Source organism: Vibrio sp. AIC-3 (assembly GCF_013114515.1).
Taxonomy (GTDB): Bacteria; Pseudomonadota; Gammaproteobacteria; order Enterobacterales; family Vibrionaceae; genus Vibrio; species Vibrio crassostreae_C.
Map to the genome: position 1 here is coordinate 42,976 of NZ_VTXG01000005.1, position 15,223 is coordinate 58,198.

15 protein-coding genes are annotated in these 15,223 nt (G+C 45.6%); 13 read left to right on the top strand and 2 right to left on the bottom strand.

The window, feature by feature from the left end; translation table 11 throughout:
* The first annotated feature begins 104 nt into the window (after positions 1–104).
* On the top strand, positions 105–365 hold the full coding sequence (locus F0229_RS05430; RefSeq protein WP_004735374.1) for a succinate dehydrogenase assembly factor 2: 261 nt from the start codon (positions 105–107) through the stop codon (positions 363–365).
* Positions 313–732 carry a protein YgfX gene (locus F0229_RS22035; protein WP_324295273.1) on the top strand — a complete coding sequence of 140 codons (420 nt, stop codon included), beginning with the start codon at positions 313–315 and terminating at the stop codon, positions 730–732. The genes F0229_RS05430 and F0229_RS22035 overlap by 53 nt, the downstream gene beginning before the upstream one ends.
* Positions 733–867: 135 nt before the next feature.
* Here the strand turns inward: F0229_RS22035 and nadB are convergent, their stop codons facing one another.
* Positions 868–2,484, bottom strand: coding sequence for an L-aspartate oxidase (nadB, locus tag F0229_RS05440; RefSeq protein ID WP_017059049.1), 1,617 nt, complete (start codon positions 2,482–2,484; stop codon positions 868–870).
* Between the two features lie 389 nt (positions 2,485–2,873).
* On the opposite strand from nadB, the gene rpoE reads away from it, so the two are divergent.
* From rpoE to acpS, 11 genes are all read left to right on the top strand, one after another.
* Positions 2,874–3,452, top strand: coding sequence for an RNA polymerase sigma factor RpoE (gene rpoE / locus F0229_RS05445; protein WP_008223963.1), 579 nt, complete (start codon positions 2,874–2,876; stop codon positions 3,450–3,452).
* Positions 3,453–3,478: 26 nt separating this feature from the next.
* Positions 3,479–4,102 (top strand): sigma-E factor negative regulatory protein, encoded by a 624-nt coding sequence (locus F0229_RS05450; RefSeq protein WP_171732419.1) that lies wholly within the window; start codon positions 3,479–3,481, stop codon positions 4,100–4,102.
* Positions 4,099–5,061 (top strand): sigma-E factor regulatory protein RseB, encoded by a 963-nt coding sequence (gene rseB / locus F0229_RS05455; protein ID WP_017059047.1) that lies wholly within the window; start codon positions 4,099–4,101, stop codon positions 5,059–5,061. Before F0229_RS05450 ends, rseB begins: the two co-directional genes overlap by 4 nt.
* The gene (locus F0229_RS05460; protein ID WP_017059046.1) at positions 5,058–5,528 is read left to right on the top strand and encodes a SoxR reducing system RseC family protein; all 471 of its coding nucleotides are present in this window, start codon (positions 5,058–5,060) and stop codon (positions 5,526–5,528) included. The genes rseB and F0229_RS05460 overlap by 4 nt, the downstream gene beginning before the upstream one ends.
* Positions 5,529–5,665: 137 nt before the next feature.
* Positions 5,666–7,459 carry a translation elongation factor 4 gene (gene lepA / locus F0229_RS05465; RefSeq protein WP_017059045.1) on the top strand — a complete coding sequence of 598 codons (1,794 nt, stop codon included), beginning with the start codon at positions 5,666–5,668 and terminating at the stop codon, positions 7,457–7,459.
* Between the two features lie 97 nt (positions 7,460–7,556).
* Positions 7,557–8,453, top strand: a complete 897-nt coding sequence (lepB, locus tag F0229_RS05470) for a signal peptidase I (RefSeq protein ID WP_017068697.1) — start codon at positions 7,557–7,559, stop codon at positions 8,451–8,453.
* A gap of 26 nt (positions 8,454–8,479) precedes the next feature.
* A complete protein-coding gene (gene rnc / locus F0229_RS05475) occupies positions 8,480–9,157 on the top strand; it encodes a ribonuclease III (protein ID WP_017066012.1) in 678 nt (225 codons plus the stop codon).
* Positions 9,150–10,121: a GTPase Era gene (era, locus tag F0229_RS05480; protein ID WP_017059042.1), complete on the top strand. Its 972-nt coding sequence runs from the start codon at positions 9,150–9,152 to the stop codon at positions 10,119–10,121. The genes rnc and era overlap by 8 nt, the downstream gene beginning before the upstream one ends.
* Positions 10,122–10,223: 102 nt before the next feature.
* Positions 10,224–10,952, top strand: coding sequence for a DNA repair protein RecO (gene recO, locus F0229_RS05485; protein WP_019826299.1), 729 nt, complete (start codon positions 10,224–10,226; stop codon positions 10,950–10,952).
* Positions 10,949–11,686 carry a pyridoxine 5'-phosphate synthase gene (pdxJ, locus tag F0229_RS05490; RefSeq protein ID WP_017059040.1) on the top strand — a complete coding sequence of 246 codons (738 nt, stop codon included), beginning with the start codon at positions 10,949–10,951 and terminating at the stop codon, positions 11,684–11,686. The genes recO and pdxJ overlap by 4 nt, the downstream gene beginning before the upstream one ends.
* 69 nt (positions 11,687–11,755) lie before the next feature.
* The gene (gene acpS, locus F0229_RS05495) at positions 11,756–12,136 is read left to right on the top strand and encodes a holo-ACP synthase (protein WP_017059039.1); all 381 of its coding nucleotides are present in this window, start codon (positions 11,756–11,758) and stop codon (positions 12,134–12,136) included.
* A 125-nt stretch (positions 12,137–12,261) separates the two neighbouring features.
* Here acpS and barA read toward each other — a convergent pair whose 3' ends face one another.
* Positions 12,262–15,075 (bottom strand): two-component sensor histidine kinase BarA, encoded by a 2,814-nt coding sequence (barA, locus tag F0229_RS05500; RefSeq protein WP_171732420.1) that lies wholly within the window; start codon positions 15,073–15,075, stop codon positions 12,262–12,264.
* Between the last annotated feature and the right edge of the window lie 148 nt (positions 15,076–15,223).

The window sequence follows — 15,223 nt, forward strand, 5'->3', positions numbered from 1 at the left end:
AGGTTTTTTTGTGAGCTTAGATAGGGACTGTGACTCACATAGTAGTTACAGGGCGTATGACTTGTTACACTCCGAGAAAGAAAAATTATAGGTGAGGATAGCCAATGTACACTGCAGAGCAGAAAGCACGAATTAAATGGGGTTGCCGTCGCGGCATGTTAGAACTTGATGTAGTCATCATGCCATTTTTCGAAGAGTGTTTTGATTCATTGCAAGAGCAGGAACAGCGCGAGTTTGTTTCTCTATTAGAGTGTGATGACCCAGATTTGTTTACTTGGGTGATGGGACACGGACGCAGTGAAAACCTAGGCCATGCATCAATGGTTGATAAAATTGTCGCACACAACCTCAGCAAGGTTCGTTAAGCTCCAGCTTAACCCTTCATATTCCGCATTATTTGCAAAAGGCACTATTTTTGGGTGCCTTTTGTTTTTCATCGTCCTGTCTTCTATTCCACTTGCCGCCAGCCTTTATTGCTTAGCTTTAATGATCCGCTTGTTCAGAAACAATCATGTGATTCTAAATAGTGTCTATGGGCGTTTTGATTACAGAGAGGATGGTGATATTCGACTCAATGACCGAACTTACCGACTCAAGTCCGTTGATAAGATCTGGGCGCAGTTCTTCGTTAAATTGCAGTTTGAATGTGGGCACTCGGTACTGCTTTGGCGGGACAGCTGTTGCGAGCGAGAATATCGCCATTTTCTGGCGAACTTACAACGAGCGCGCTAGAGAAGCCAAACTATTCGATGAAAGAAAGTATTAGATAAAAGAAAGCGTTAGACAAAAGAAAAGGGAGCACTCGGCTCCCTTTCGTTTAATCATTTTCCGCTGACGGCTAATTCGCTAAGCACGTTTAACCAATTATTATGATTGGCGTTTCTCTGGCGTCAGAATCGTTGGGCCACTGTCTTCTGCAAGTTCAGGGTAATCCAACGTGTAGTGGAGGCCGCGGCTCTCTTTACGTTGCATTGCACAACGAACCATTAGCTCTGCCACTTGTAGCAAGTTACGCAGTTCTAATAGGTTATTCGAAACCTTGAAGTAGCTGTAGTACTCATGAGTTTCTTGTTGCAGCATCTGAATGCGACGCAATGCTCGCTCTAGTCGTTTATCCGTTCGAACAATGCCCATGTAATCCCACATGAATAGGCGCAGTTCGTGCCAGTTGTGTTGAATGATAACTTCTTCATCACTGTTGGTGACCTGGCTTTCATCCCATGCTGGCAGTTCAGCGCACAGTTGAGATTGGTCGATGTTCTCAACGATATCTTTTGCTGCTGCCCATGCGTAAACCACACACTCAAGCAGTGAGTTAGAAGCCATTCGGTTTGCACCGTGTAAGCCGGTGTAGCTCACTTCGCCAATCGCATACAAGTTCGTTAGGTCGGTTTGACCCTGCTTATTCACCATGACACCACCACACGTGTAGTGAGCGGCTGGTACGATAGGGATCGGCTCTTTGGTCATGTCGATGCCCAAGTCCATCAAGCGAGTATGGATCATCGGGAAGTGCGCTGTGATGAATTCTTCAGGTTTGTGGCTGATATCAACATACATACAGTCGGCACCTAAGCGCTTCATTTCGAAGTCAATTGCACGAGCAACCACATCACGTGGCGCCAGTTCACCGCGCTCATCGAAGTCCTTCATAAAGCGAGAACCATCTGGACGACGCAAGTAAGCACCTTCACCACGCAGTGCTTCCGTTAGTAGGAAGTTACGCGCTTCTGGGTGGAATAAACAAGTTGGGTGGAACTGGTTGAACTCAAGGTTTGCCACACGACAACCCGCACGCCAAGCGATAGCAATACCATCACCTGAAGAAACATCTGGGTTAGAGGTGTATTGGTAAACCTTTGAAGCGCCGCCTGTTGCTAATACAACAAACTTAGCACGCACGGTTTCAACATGTTCTTGGTTACGGTTCCAAATGTAGGCACCGATCACCTTGTCTTTTGAACCACCAATCTTATCTTCCGTGATCAAATCCAGCGCATTGTGGCGCTCGAAGATCTCGATATTTGGGTGGTTGTTGACGTTATCTTGTAGTGAGGTTTGCATCGCCATGCCAGTTGCATCGGCAGCGTGCAGAATTCTGCGGTGACTGTGGCCACCCTCACGAGTGAGGTGATATTTTGGTTGGCCTTCTGTGCTGTTCTCATCTTTATCAAATGGAACACCACCATCAATCAGCCATTGCACACACTCTTTCGCATTTTCAGCAATGAATTGAACTGTATCTTCTTCGCATAACCCAGCCCCAGCGATTTGAGTATCCTCTACATGAGACTCAATACTGTCCGACTCATCGAACACCGCGGCGATACCACCTTGTGCGTAATACGTCGATCCTTCGCTGCGTGGTCCTTTGCTTAATACAATTACTTTTGCATGTTCTGCTACGCGTAAGGCTAATGACAAGCCTGCCGCACCACTTCCTACCACTAATACATCACACTGATGTTCACGGTTTGCGTTCATAAAACTTATTAAATCCCGGGCTATAGTCGAGTTGTCCACTCTCAATTGACTTTGTCTTGTTTTAGGAGTTTGGCTAAGACTGTTATAATCTCTCCAGAGTCATCCTTAAACGCTATGCAAAATCAATATATAGACAGCTATCTAGAAATATTTAATTGCTCAATACCATTGCTTTTGCTCAAGTTTCCCCAAATTGATAGGGATAGCTATTTTTATTACATCACATTGTGAAACAATAATGGCAAATAATTTTAAGAAAGTTGGAACTTTCGGTATTTGGCTTAGTCACAATAGTGCTCTTGTAGACGGTGGTGTCAATACTACATTTCGCATAATTAGTACCCATATCTGTGAAGGTGAGGGTTATAACAATAGGAGTACCCGCTCGAATGAACGAGCAGCTAACCGATCAAGTGTTGATTGAGCGAGTTCAGAGTGGAGATAAGCAGGCATTTAACTTACTAGTGGTTAAGTATCAAAACAAAGTTTGTAATCTTATCTCTCGATACGTGAATAATTCCGGTGATGTACCTGATGTAGCACAAGAAGCTTTTATTAAAGCTTACCGCGCGATACCTAACTTTCGTGGCGAGAGTGCCTTCTATACATGGTTATACCGAATTGCCGTGAACACCGCTAAAAATCATATCGTTGCCCAAAGCCGTAGGCCGCCAGCAACCGATGTAGATGCAGAAGATGCAGAATATTACGAAACAGGCAGCGCGTTAAAAGAAATATCGAACCCTGAGAACTTAACGCTGTCTAAAGAATTGAAACAAGTTGTTTTTGGAGCGATTGAAGCGCTACCAGAAGACTTAAAAACTGCAATGACGTTGCGAGAGCTCGAAGGTTTGAGCTACGAAGAGATTGCAGAAGTAATGGATTGCCCTGTAGGAACCGTACGTTCGCGTATTTTCCGAGCTCGTGAAGCGGTGGAAAAGAAAATCAAACCTCTTTTGCAACGCTAGAACTTGTAATAATTATGGTGAAAATAATGGCTGATAAAGAAAAGCTTTCGGCACTCATGGATGGTGAAACGATCGATAAAGCTCTCATTGTAGATCTAGAATCTGATCAAGAAAGCATGGATACTTGGCAGAGTTACCATTTAATTGGTGATGTTATGCGTGGGGATTCGCCAGAAACTCCAGAGTGGAACATTGCTAATAGTGTAGCGGCAGCGCTTGAGAACGAGCCTGCATATGGTTCAATGTCGAACCTGCACCAAGTGAATGTTGAACCTACTGTTGCTCCAATTGAAGAGCAACCTAAACCTCAGCAAGCGAAGCGTCAGCTTCCGGCGTGGTTACAACAGTTTGGACAAGTTGCCGTGGCAGCGTGTGTTTCATTAGCCGTTGTATTAGGTGTTCAACAATATGGTGGTAGCGACCCTGCAGCACCAGAGCAGTTGCCTGTACTCCAGACGATTCCATTTGCCGGTTCTGCGGAACCAGTAAGTTTAACGCGTGACTCTGTTGAGAAACCAGCATCTGAAGCTAACTTGCAAGAGCAGCGCAAACGCGTTCATGCATTGTTAGAAGATTATGAGCTGCAGCTAAGATTAAACAGTGATGCATCGCCAATGCAAGATGCACATCTAGAATCGGACATTGAATGAAGAAAATCCTGGTCAGTGCACTGACACTGTTCAGCTTGATGTCTCCAACAGCCTTTGCAGAGGAAACCACTGCAAAGGCCTTGTTGCATCAAATGAACGAGGCCAGTCAGCATCTAAATTACGAACTCTCCTACATTTTGATAAAGAAGAGCAGTATTGAGCCTCTTGTTTATCGCCATGCGGTTAACGACGACCAACAACTTGCACACCTTGTTTATCTAAGCGGCCCTGTTCGTGAAGTCATTCGACGTGGCAACGAAGTTAGCTACATCGAGCCGGGTACAGAGCCATTTACGATTCAGTCAGGCAGCATGGTTGCGCCTGTTATTCCGATGATTAATCGAGATATCGAATCTCTGAATCAGTACTACGACTTTGTGAAAGTTGGTCGCTCTCGTGAAGCAGGTAGCACCACTCAAGTGCTGCGTGTCGTGCCGAAAGATGGCCTTCGCTACTCTTACGTGGTTTGGGTAGACGAAAAAACGAATCTTCCTTTGCGTGCTGACCTTTTGGATCGTGATGGCGAAGTGCTTGAACAGTACCGCACTATCTCTTACGTGGTGAACGATAAGATTGCTGAGGCTATGGGTGGCTTGAGCCAAGCTCAATTGCCGAAAGTTTTATCATTACCGGAAGGCTTAGTGAGTGAAACTAACTGGCAAGCGTCGTGGATTCCTGAAGGGTTTAAATCAAAAGAGCTTAGCCGCTATCAAATGGCTGCGACCGATAAAATGGTTGAAAGTCAGCTTTTCAGTGATGGACTGTTTAACTTTTCGGTTTATATCGCGGAAAAAGATGAGCATTCATTGAAAGGGCAGCTGGTGCGTCAAGGGCGTAGAACCTTGCACAGCTTAGTGATTGGCGATAAAGAGATCTCTGTGGTTGGTGACATTCCGCCGGCAACTGCAAAACGTATTGCTCAGTCAGTTACATTTAATAAATCGGTACAAGCGCAATGATGACCGCGCTGGCGACCGTTAGCTCGGTTGAACAAAAAGGTAAGCAATACTTTGTTCAATTGAGCTGCGAACAACAAACCAGTTGTAGCAGCTGTTCTTCTCAAAAAAACTGCGGTACGGGTATTGTGACCAAGGCTGTTGGCAATAAATCTTTGTTTTGGCAGCTTAAAACCAAAAGCTTAGTCAAAGCTGGACAAATCGTAGAAATTGGCTTTCCAGAAAAAAGCCTACTTCAGTCGGCGGCGATTGTTTATCTCATCCCACTTTTCATGTTGATGATTGGTGCTGGTTTTGGGCAACTCTTGTTACAACCCTTACTCCAGGGGGGCGAGGGCATTGTTATCTTAAGTGCAGCACTGTTTACTGCTGGTGGGATTGCCTTAGCGAAGCGGTTAGCCAAACCCATGGAAGACAAATCCAAGCAAGAAGTCGTCTTGATTCGAATCCTAGGTGAGTCTCTCGTCTAATTTATGATGCTTCTTGCCCTTAAATTGGGTAGAATCTGCCAACTTGATTGAAATGCCGCCACCAATGCTGACTGTAGATTGGACGCGTCGCGGCTTTCTTATTATCCCTATTCAAAGAGTTTAGTCACACCAAGCCTATGAAGCACATTCGTAATTTTTCGATTATCGCCCACATCGACCACGGTAAGTCGACCCTTTCTGACCGCTTAATCCAAGTTTGTGGAGGATTAAGTGAACGTGAGATGGCAGCTCAAGTCCTCGATTCTATGGATATAGAACGCGAGCGTGGTATTACAATTAAAGCGCAGAGTGTGACTTTAGATTACAAAGCTAAAGATGGTGAAACTTACCAACTTAACTTTATCGACACTCCTGGACACGTAGACTTCTCTTACGAAGTATCTCGTTCTCTAGCGGCTTGTGAAGGCGCACTACTTGTAGTGGATGCTGGCCAAGGTGTTGAAGCACAAACTCTAGCAAACTGTTACACAGCAATCGAAATGGAACTGGAAGTAGTGCCAATCTTGAACAAGATTGACCTACCAGCTGCTGAACCAGAACGTGTTGCTGAAGAAATCGAAGAGATCGTTGGCATCGATGCGATGGAAGCGACTCGCTGTTCTGCGAAAACAGGTTTGGGTGTTGATGATGTTCTAGAAAACATCGTGACGGCAATCCCGCCACCGGAAGGTGATCCTGAAGCGCCTCTACAAGCGTTGATCATTGACTCTTGGTTCGATAACTACCTTGGCGTAGTTTCTTTGGTTCGTATCAAAAACGGTAAGCTGAAGAAGAACGATAAGATCAAAGTAATGTCGACAGACCAAGTATGGGGTGTTGACCGTCTAGGTATCTTCACGCCTAAGCAAATCGATACTACAGAGCTAAATACTGGCGAAGTAGGTTGGGTTGTTTGTGGTATTAAAGACATCCTAGGTGCACCGGTTGGTGATACGTTGACGCTTGCAAAAGGCGGCAGCACTGAACGTCTACCTGGTTTCCAAAAAGTGAAGCCTCAGGTATACGCTGGTCTATTCCCTGTATCATCTGATGACTACGAAAACTTCCGTGACGCGTTAGGCAAATTAAGCCTGAACGATGCATCACTGTTCTTTGAACCAGAAAGTTCAGCAGCACTTGGTTTTGGTTTCCGTTGTGGCTTCTTAGGAATGCTTCACATGGAGATCATCCAAGAGCGTCTAGAGCGTGAATACGACCTAGACCTAATCACAACTGCTCCAACAGTAGTGTATGAAGTTGTAAAAACAGATAAAACGGTTCTTTACGTTGATAGCCCGGCTAAACTGCCAGCGGTTAATGACCTAGAAGAAATTCGTGAGCCAATTGCACGCTGTAATATTCTGGTACCTTCGGATTACCTAGGTAACGTAATCACACTGTGTGTTGAGAAGCGTGGCGTACAAGTAGACATGGTCTACCACGGTAACCAAGTTGCTGTGACGTACGATCTTCCTATGGCAGAAGTAGTTCTAGACTTCTTCGACCGTCTGAAGTCAACGTCTCGCGGCTATGCATCATTGGATTACAACTTCCAACGTTACGAGCCATCAAACATGGTACGTGTAGACGTATTATTGAATGGCGAAACGGTTGATGCGCTAGCGATCATTACGCACAAAGATATTGCTCAGTCTCGTGGTCGTCTACTGGTAGAGAAGATGAAAGAATTCATCCCTCGTCAGATGTTCGATATCGCGATTCAAGCAGCGATTGGTAACCACATCATTGCTCGTTCTACAGTGAAACAACTGCGTAAGAACGTAATCGCAAAATGTTATGGTGGTGATATCAGTCGTAAGAAGAAACTTCTTAAGAAACAAAAAGAAGGTAAGAAGCGTATGAAGCAGATCGGTAACGTTGAACTGCCTCAAGAAGCTTTCCTTGCAATCCTTCATGTTGGAAAAGACTAACTTTATCCAGCATTAAACGAATAATTTAAAGTGAAAGAGTAGCTCGCTACTCTTTCACTTTCGTTATTTTTAAAGAAATGAAATTTAAGGGATATCAATGGCTAATACATTTTCGCTTATCTTAGTGATCGTAACTCTAGTGACCGGCATTGTATGGGCGTTGGAAAAGTTTGTGTGGGCGAAGAAGCGCCAGCAAAAGCTTGCTGACGTTGAAGCACAATCGAATGGCCTAGACGCTGAAACTAGCGCAAAAGTTACGGCTCAACCTTGGTGGGTTGAGAACAGTGTGTCCATTTTCCCGGTAATTGCATTTGTTTTGGTTCTGCGTTCATTTATTTATGAACCGTTTCAAATCCCTTCTGGCTCGATGATGCCAACGCTTTTGGTTGGTGACTTCATCTTGGTAGAGAAGTACGCGTACGGTCTAAAAGACCCAGTATGGCGCACTCAACTGGTAGAAACGGGCAAGCCAGAGCGTGGTGATTCAATCGTATTTAAGTACCCACCTCAGCCTAACATCGACTACATCAAGCGTGTTGTTGGTATGCCAGGTGACACCATTCGCTACAGTAGTCGTAAAGAGATCTGCATTCAGGCGAAGGGTACAAGTAGCTGTGAACCAGTGAAACTAAGTAATGTTGAAGAGAGCCAATTTATTCAAGATGGTGTGCCTCTGATTCAGCTGAACGAACAGCTTGGAGACGTAGAACACCAGATTTTAGTTAACCCATTGCGCCGCGATCGTGTGCAAGCATATCAGCCTCGCAATGGTGTTAACGAATGGGTCGTTCCAGAAGGCCAGTACTTTGTGATGGGTGATAACCGTGACAACAGTGCCGATAGCCGTTACTGGGGCTTTGTCCCTGAAGCAAACCTTGTTGGTAAGGCCGTTGCTATTTGGATCAGCTTCGAATTCGAACGCGGTTCAGACAGTGTACTTCCAACATGGATTCCTACTGGTGTGCGTTTTAATCGCATCGGTGGGATTCATTAATCGATCACATAACACATCGAGAGAGCATGAATTCTCCAATTGATAAACTAGAGAGAAAGATTGGCTATCAGTTTAATGATGCCGATCTTATCCACTTGGCGCTGACTCACCGCAGCGCCGCAGGTAAACATAACGAACGTCTTGAGTTTCTGGGCGATTCAATTTTAAGTTTTGTTATCGCTGATGATCTTTACCACCGTTTTCCTAAGGTAAACGAAGGTGATATGAGCCGCATGCGCGCAACATTAGTACGTGGTCATACATTGGCAGAACTAGGTCGTGAATTCGAACTAGGAGATTACTTAAAATTAGGTCCAGGTGAGTTGAAGAGTGGCGGTTTCCGTCGTGATTCTATTCTAGCGGATGCGGTTGAAGCGGTCATCGGCGCTGTCTATTTAGATAGTGATACCGAGACGGTTCGCGGCATTATTTTAAGCTGGTACCAATCTCGCCTAGATGCTATTCAGCCTGGAGTATCTCAAAAAGATCCGAAAACTCGCCTACAAGAGTTTTTGCAAGGTCGAAGAAATCCTCTACCTGTCTACACAGTGACTAATATTAAAGGTGAAGCACACAACCAAGAGTTTACGGTTGAGTGTGAAGTGGCAGGTGTGGATAAACCTGTTATCGGTAAAGGTACTAGCCGCCGCAAGGCAGAACAAGCGGCTGCTGAAACAGCATTAGAGCAACTAAGCAATGTCTGATAACAACCAAGATTTCGATATCGATGCATTCTTTTCATCTGATAGCAAAAAAACAGGCCTACCGGAAAACCAACACTGTGGCTTCATCGCTATTGTCGGTCGCCCAAATGTAGGTAAGTCGACGCTTCTGAACCATATTCTGGGTCAGAAGATTTCTATTACATCACGTAAACCACAGACGACACGTCACCGTATTATGGGCGTTGAAACTGAGGGTGATTACCAAGCGATCTTTGTTGATACTCCTGGACTTCATATTGAAGAAAAGCGTGCCATCAACCGCTTGATGAACCGTGCGGCGAACAGCTCATTGAGTGATGTAAACCTAGTATTCTTCCTTGTCGATGGTACTCACTGGACTGACGACGATGAGATGGTTCTGAACAAACTGAAGAAGACTGACTTCCCAGTTGTACTTTGCATCAACAAAGTAGATAACGTTCAAGACCGTACTAACGTGATGCAGCACATGATGGAAGTCTCTAAGAAGATGGACTTCATTGATGTAGTGCCAATCTCAGCGAAGCAAGGTAAAAATATTGATGTACTGCGTAAGCACGTACGTGAACATTTACCTAAAGCGACACACCACTTCCCTGAAGAATACGTGACTGATCGCTCGCAACGTTTTATGGCCTCTGAAATTATCCGTGAAAAGCTGATGCGCTTTACGGGTGACGAGCTACCTTACTCGGTAACGGTTGAAATCGAACGTTTCGATTACAACCCAGATAACGATGGCTTCCACATCAATGCACTGATTCTTGTTGAGCGTACAGGCCAGAAGAAAATGGTGATTGGTAAAGCGGGCGAGAAGATCAAAACGATTGGTCGTGAAGCGCGTATCGATATGGAAGAGCTATTCGGCCGTAAGGTTTACCTAGAGACTTGGGTCAAGGTTAAATCTGGCTGGGCTGATGATGAGCGTGCACTTCGCTCGTTAGGCTACATCGACGATCTATAATATATTGAACGTCACTTTCTGAGATTAAGAAAGTTGAACTGAAGATAAATCCAAGAGAGAGTGCGAACTCTCTCTTTTTGTATCTGTAATAAGGGTAAGTGATTGAGCGAAGGGTTACAGCGATGCTTTGTGTTGCACCGTCGACCATACAGTGAGTCGAGCCTGATCTTGGACGTCTTCAGCGAAGAGTTCGGTCGGGTGACGTTGATGTCTAAAGGCGCTCGCAGCAAGCGTTCCAATTTGAAAGGTGCATTACAACCTTTTACGCCGCTATTGCTTAAGTGGTCTGGTAATGGTTCGATGAAAACCTTACGCCAAGCTGAACCCATCAGCTTGGGGCTCCCTCTCGCCGGTATTAATCTGTATTCAGGCATGTACGTGAACGAGCTTATCGGTCGGGTATTGATGGCGGAAGTACCGATGCCTGCACTTTTTCACGACTATCTTCATGCTTTAACAGAGCTGGCGCATAATGATAATCCTGAGCCAGCACTGCGTCGCTTTGAGCTGGCTCTATTATCTGCTATGGGTTACGGCGTCGACTTTTTACACTGCGCGGGCACTGGCGAAGCGATTGATCCGAGCATGACTTATCGCTATCGAGAGCAGAAAGGTTTCATCGCTTCAGTACGTCGAGATAACCTGACTTTTATGGGCGATGAACTTATTGCAATCAGCGAACGTAGGTTTATCACTAAAGAGCAGTTAAAAGCGGCAAAACGCTTTACACGCATAGCCTTAAAGCCGTATCTTGGCGGCAAACCATTAAAAAGTAGAGAGCTATTTATGCCAACAATAGCCCTCTCCAGAGCACGGAGTATTGGAAAATGAGCTCAATCCTTTTAGGCGTTAATATCGACCATATTGCAACACTACGTAATGCACGTGGTACTAAATACCCAGATCCAGTACACGCAGCTGAAATCGCTGAACGTGCTGGTGCAGATGGCATTACTATTCACCTGCGTGAAGACCGTCGTCACATCGTTGATCGCGATGTGCGTATTCTGGCTGAAACACTTCAAACTCGCATGAACTTGGAGATGGCCGTAACGGACGAGATGGTTCAAATTGCACTCGATACTAATCCTGAGTTTGTTTGTCTGGTTCCTGAAAAACGTGAAGAGCTAACCACTGAAGGTGGCTTGGACGTAGTTGGTCAACTAGAGAAGATCAAAGCGGCGACACAAAAACTGTCTGCAGCAGGTATCAAGGTATCTCTGTTTATCGATGCTGACCGTGAGCAAATCGATGCTGCAAAAGCGTGTGGCGCACCGTTCATTGAACTGCACACGGGTCACTATGCTGATGCTAAGACAGAAGAAGATCAACAAGACGAGCTTAAGAAGATCGCAGCAGGCGCAAGCTATGCAGATGACTTAGGTATCACAGTCAATGCGGGTCATGGTCTGACTTACCACAACGTAGCACCGATTGCGGCACTTCCAGAGATCTACGAGCTGAACATCGGTCACTCGATCATGGGACGTGCAGTGTTTGATGGCTTAAACAAAGCCGTTGCAGACATGAAAGCAATCATGGAAACAGCACGTAACAACGCTTAGTTCGGCAAGTCGTCGGCACTAAGCGATGTACAGTTAATCATTAGACAGAAGTTAAGTAGTAGAGGAAACATGGCAGTTGTTGGATTAGGTACAGATATCGCAGAAATCGAACGTGTCGAGAAGGCGCTGTCGCGAAGTGGCGACGCTTTTGCTCAGCGTATTTTGACGGATTCTGAGTTTGAAGTATTCCAACAGTTGAAGCAAAAAGGCCGTTACCTTGCAAAACGTTTTGCTGCTAAAGAAGCTGCATCTAAGGCGTTAGGTACGGGGATTGCGCTGGGTGTTACCTTCCACGACTTTGAGATTTCAAACGATGAGCATGGTAAGCCAGTATTGAGCTTACACAAGAAAGCGCGTGAAATCGCAGAGGCGAATGGCACAACATCGATTCATCTGACTATCTCGGATGAGCGTCACTACGCTGTGGCAACGGTGTTACTCGAATCGTAAACAGATTATCGCGACTTTATATCTAGTGCTCTTGGCTCTAGACAGAAAAAAGCAGAGCTCATGAGCTCTGCTTTTTTATTGGCGGGTAAACCCTCTAAAGAATACTAGTGAGTAACAAGTACCCGCTAGGCCTTCGCCTGTTTCAAGTAGTGAGTCGCGGTTGCTTGAACCTTATCTAATTCATCCTGAAGCTCGAAAAGCTCAGGTTCAATGTCTTCAACAGAAGTACCTGAACGCAGCTCTTTCTCTATTGTCGCACATACCGATTTTAGCCTTGGTACGCCGCTGTACGAGCTGCTGCCATGCATCTTGTGAATGATGTGTATCAGCTCTTCAACTGGATAGTCACTGTCTTCTATCGCTTTGTCTGCTGCCTCATACACCTCTGGAATAAAGTCGACGAGCATTTGCAGCATATCGCGTGCGAGGTCTTCTTTATTGGCGGCTTGTTTCATCGCAGCTTGCCAATCAATGATGATGTTTGTGTGCACGCTGGCTTCAGTTTCTGACACCGGACCGTTGTCGACTTCAGCAGAGACCGCTGGGTGGTCTGGATCTATTTTTTCGATGAGCTCAACCTCAGAGGTCGAGCTCCAATGAATCAGAACCTGCTGTAAAACATGCTCTTCAATAGGTTTGGTTAGGTAGTCATCCATGCCCGCTTCAAGCAGTCGATCACGCTCGCCAATCATTGCATGTGCGGTCACGGCAATTACAGGTGTATTCGCATTGTTCGCCAGTTTTTTGATGTTCTGACAAGCGGTTACACCGTCCATCTGTGGCATTTGAATATCCATGAAGATGATATCAAATGGCGTCTCTGTCGCTTTGTCTATCGCCTGCTGACCACTGGTACAACTGATGACGGTTTCTACACGCTCTTTAAGCAGCGCGGTAATCAACTTAAGGTTGGCTGGGTTGTCGTCTACTGCCATCACAGTAAGCGGTAACTTCTCTTCAGAATGCGTTTCAATCGCTGGTGCAATCAAGGTAGGTGCCTGATTCGATACCAGAGTTTGCAGCAACTTCTTACGAGAAAGAGGCTTGGTGATGCACTGAACATCGACCTCTTTCATTAGTTGCTCACCCAACGCTAGCTCGGTACTTGGTGTACCAATAATCACGTTTTGAGCAATCTTCTTCGCACCGATCGCCCAACCACTCACAGTATCAAATTGATACTCTTGGTTGGCGGCTAGGTTAAGCAGAACGTAGTCATACGAGGTCGTCTCATCTGGCATCACCGAACGATACGTTACCACTAAGCCTTCTTGGGTTAGGATTTGCTGAGTAATCGATGCCGCTTGCATGTTTGGCTCGATAAGCAGCAGTTGTTTGTCTTGCAGACACTGCGTCTCAATCAGCTCTGTCATCGGCATATCAGTCGTTGATAGTCTCAAGGTGAACCAGAAGGTAGAGCCTTGGTGAAGACGACTGGTTAGGCTGATCTCTCCGCCCATTTGGCTGACCAGTTTTTGGGTGATAACCAGACCTAAGCCTGTACCACCATAGCGACGAGAGATACTTGCATCGGCTTGGCTGAAGGCTTGGAACAGCTGAGCTTGTTGACGCTCCGAGATACCAATACCCGTATCGCGAACCATGAACTGCAGCTCGATGTTGTCTTCGCTTTGTGAACGCAGCTCAACGCTGATATCAATATTGCCGCGCTCGGTAAACTTGATTGAGTTACCCACTAGGTTGGTTAGGATCTGCTGAATACGCAGTGGATCGCCCACCACACCTGGCGGTACTTTAGGGTCGATCTTCAGTGTCAGTTCTAGGCCTTTCTCATGAGCGTTGGTTGCTTGAAGGTTTACTACCTCTTCAAGGCTGGCTTGGAATTCAAATGGGATGTTCTCTAGGGCTAATTTACCGGCTTCAAGTTTCGAGAAGTCCAAGATATCGTTGATGATGCTAAGCAGGTTGTTTGCCGAGCGTTCAATGGTTTGCAGGTAATCGGTTTGACTGTTCGATAGGTGAGTCTTGAGCATTTGACGAGTAAAGCCAATCACACCGTTCAGCGGCGTTCTCAATTCGTGAGACATATTCGCTAAGAACTCAGACTTAACACGAGCCGCTTCTTGAGCGCGTTTCTTCGCGATGTCTAACTCAACGTTTTGAATCTCTAGCTGTTCAAGAGTTTCACGCAAATCTGATGTGGCCTGGTCGATACTGTGCTGCATCTCGACGTGATACTCTGATAGCGATACCGCCATCGCATTGATACCGTTTTTCAGCGAGTCTAGCTCACCATGCATCTTACCTTCGATACGCACATCTAGGTGACCTCGACGAATTCGGTCGACCATGTTTTTCATGTGTGTGATCGGTTGAGTGACATCGTGCATTAAGCGGAACGCAAACACGCCCGATAAACCAAGCCCGAGAATCAACACTAAGAATGCAGAGAACACTTCTTGATATTGCTGCAATCGAAGTGATGAAAGATCTAATTCAATCGCAATGTAGCCGATCGCTTGATTAGCTTGAGACTGACCGTTGGCTGAATTGATGTACTGGCCTTCGGCGATGATAGGTGTCCGCAGAATCAGCGTATTATCGAGAAGGTTCGATGAGCTTAAATGCGGGATCGGTTTATCTTTGGGGTAGGTCAGGCTTTCAAAATCGGGGTGGAAGTTTGAGGTTACAAACAACTCATGACGCTCATCAAACACCGCGATACTGCGCACTAGCTTAGAATTCTTTCGATGCGCATAGCTAATAAGCTGACGAACAGACTCTCGACTTTCGAGCTTCATGCCTGATTCACTCGTAATCGCAAGTGGCTCAATGATGCTAGTACCAGTGTTAACCACTTGACCTTCAAGGTCTTGATAGCGGTTAAATGAGAAAAATGCACTCAATAGCAACCCAATAATCAGGGTTGGAGCTAGAGTTAAGGTAATTACACGGGCTCTTAAGCCATATCTGGTCATGTTCTTTAATTACATCGAGGTCTGGATATGGGAAAATAACGCACACAATGGCGGTTAAGTGAACGGTAAGCTTAATCAAAGCCGTGACGTTCGACAATGATTCCAAGACATAATAGTGAGTCCTGGATACCAATTACTTATTAAAAGA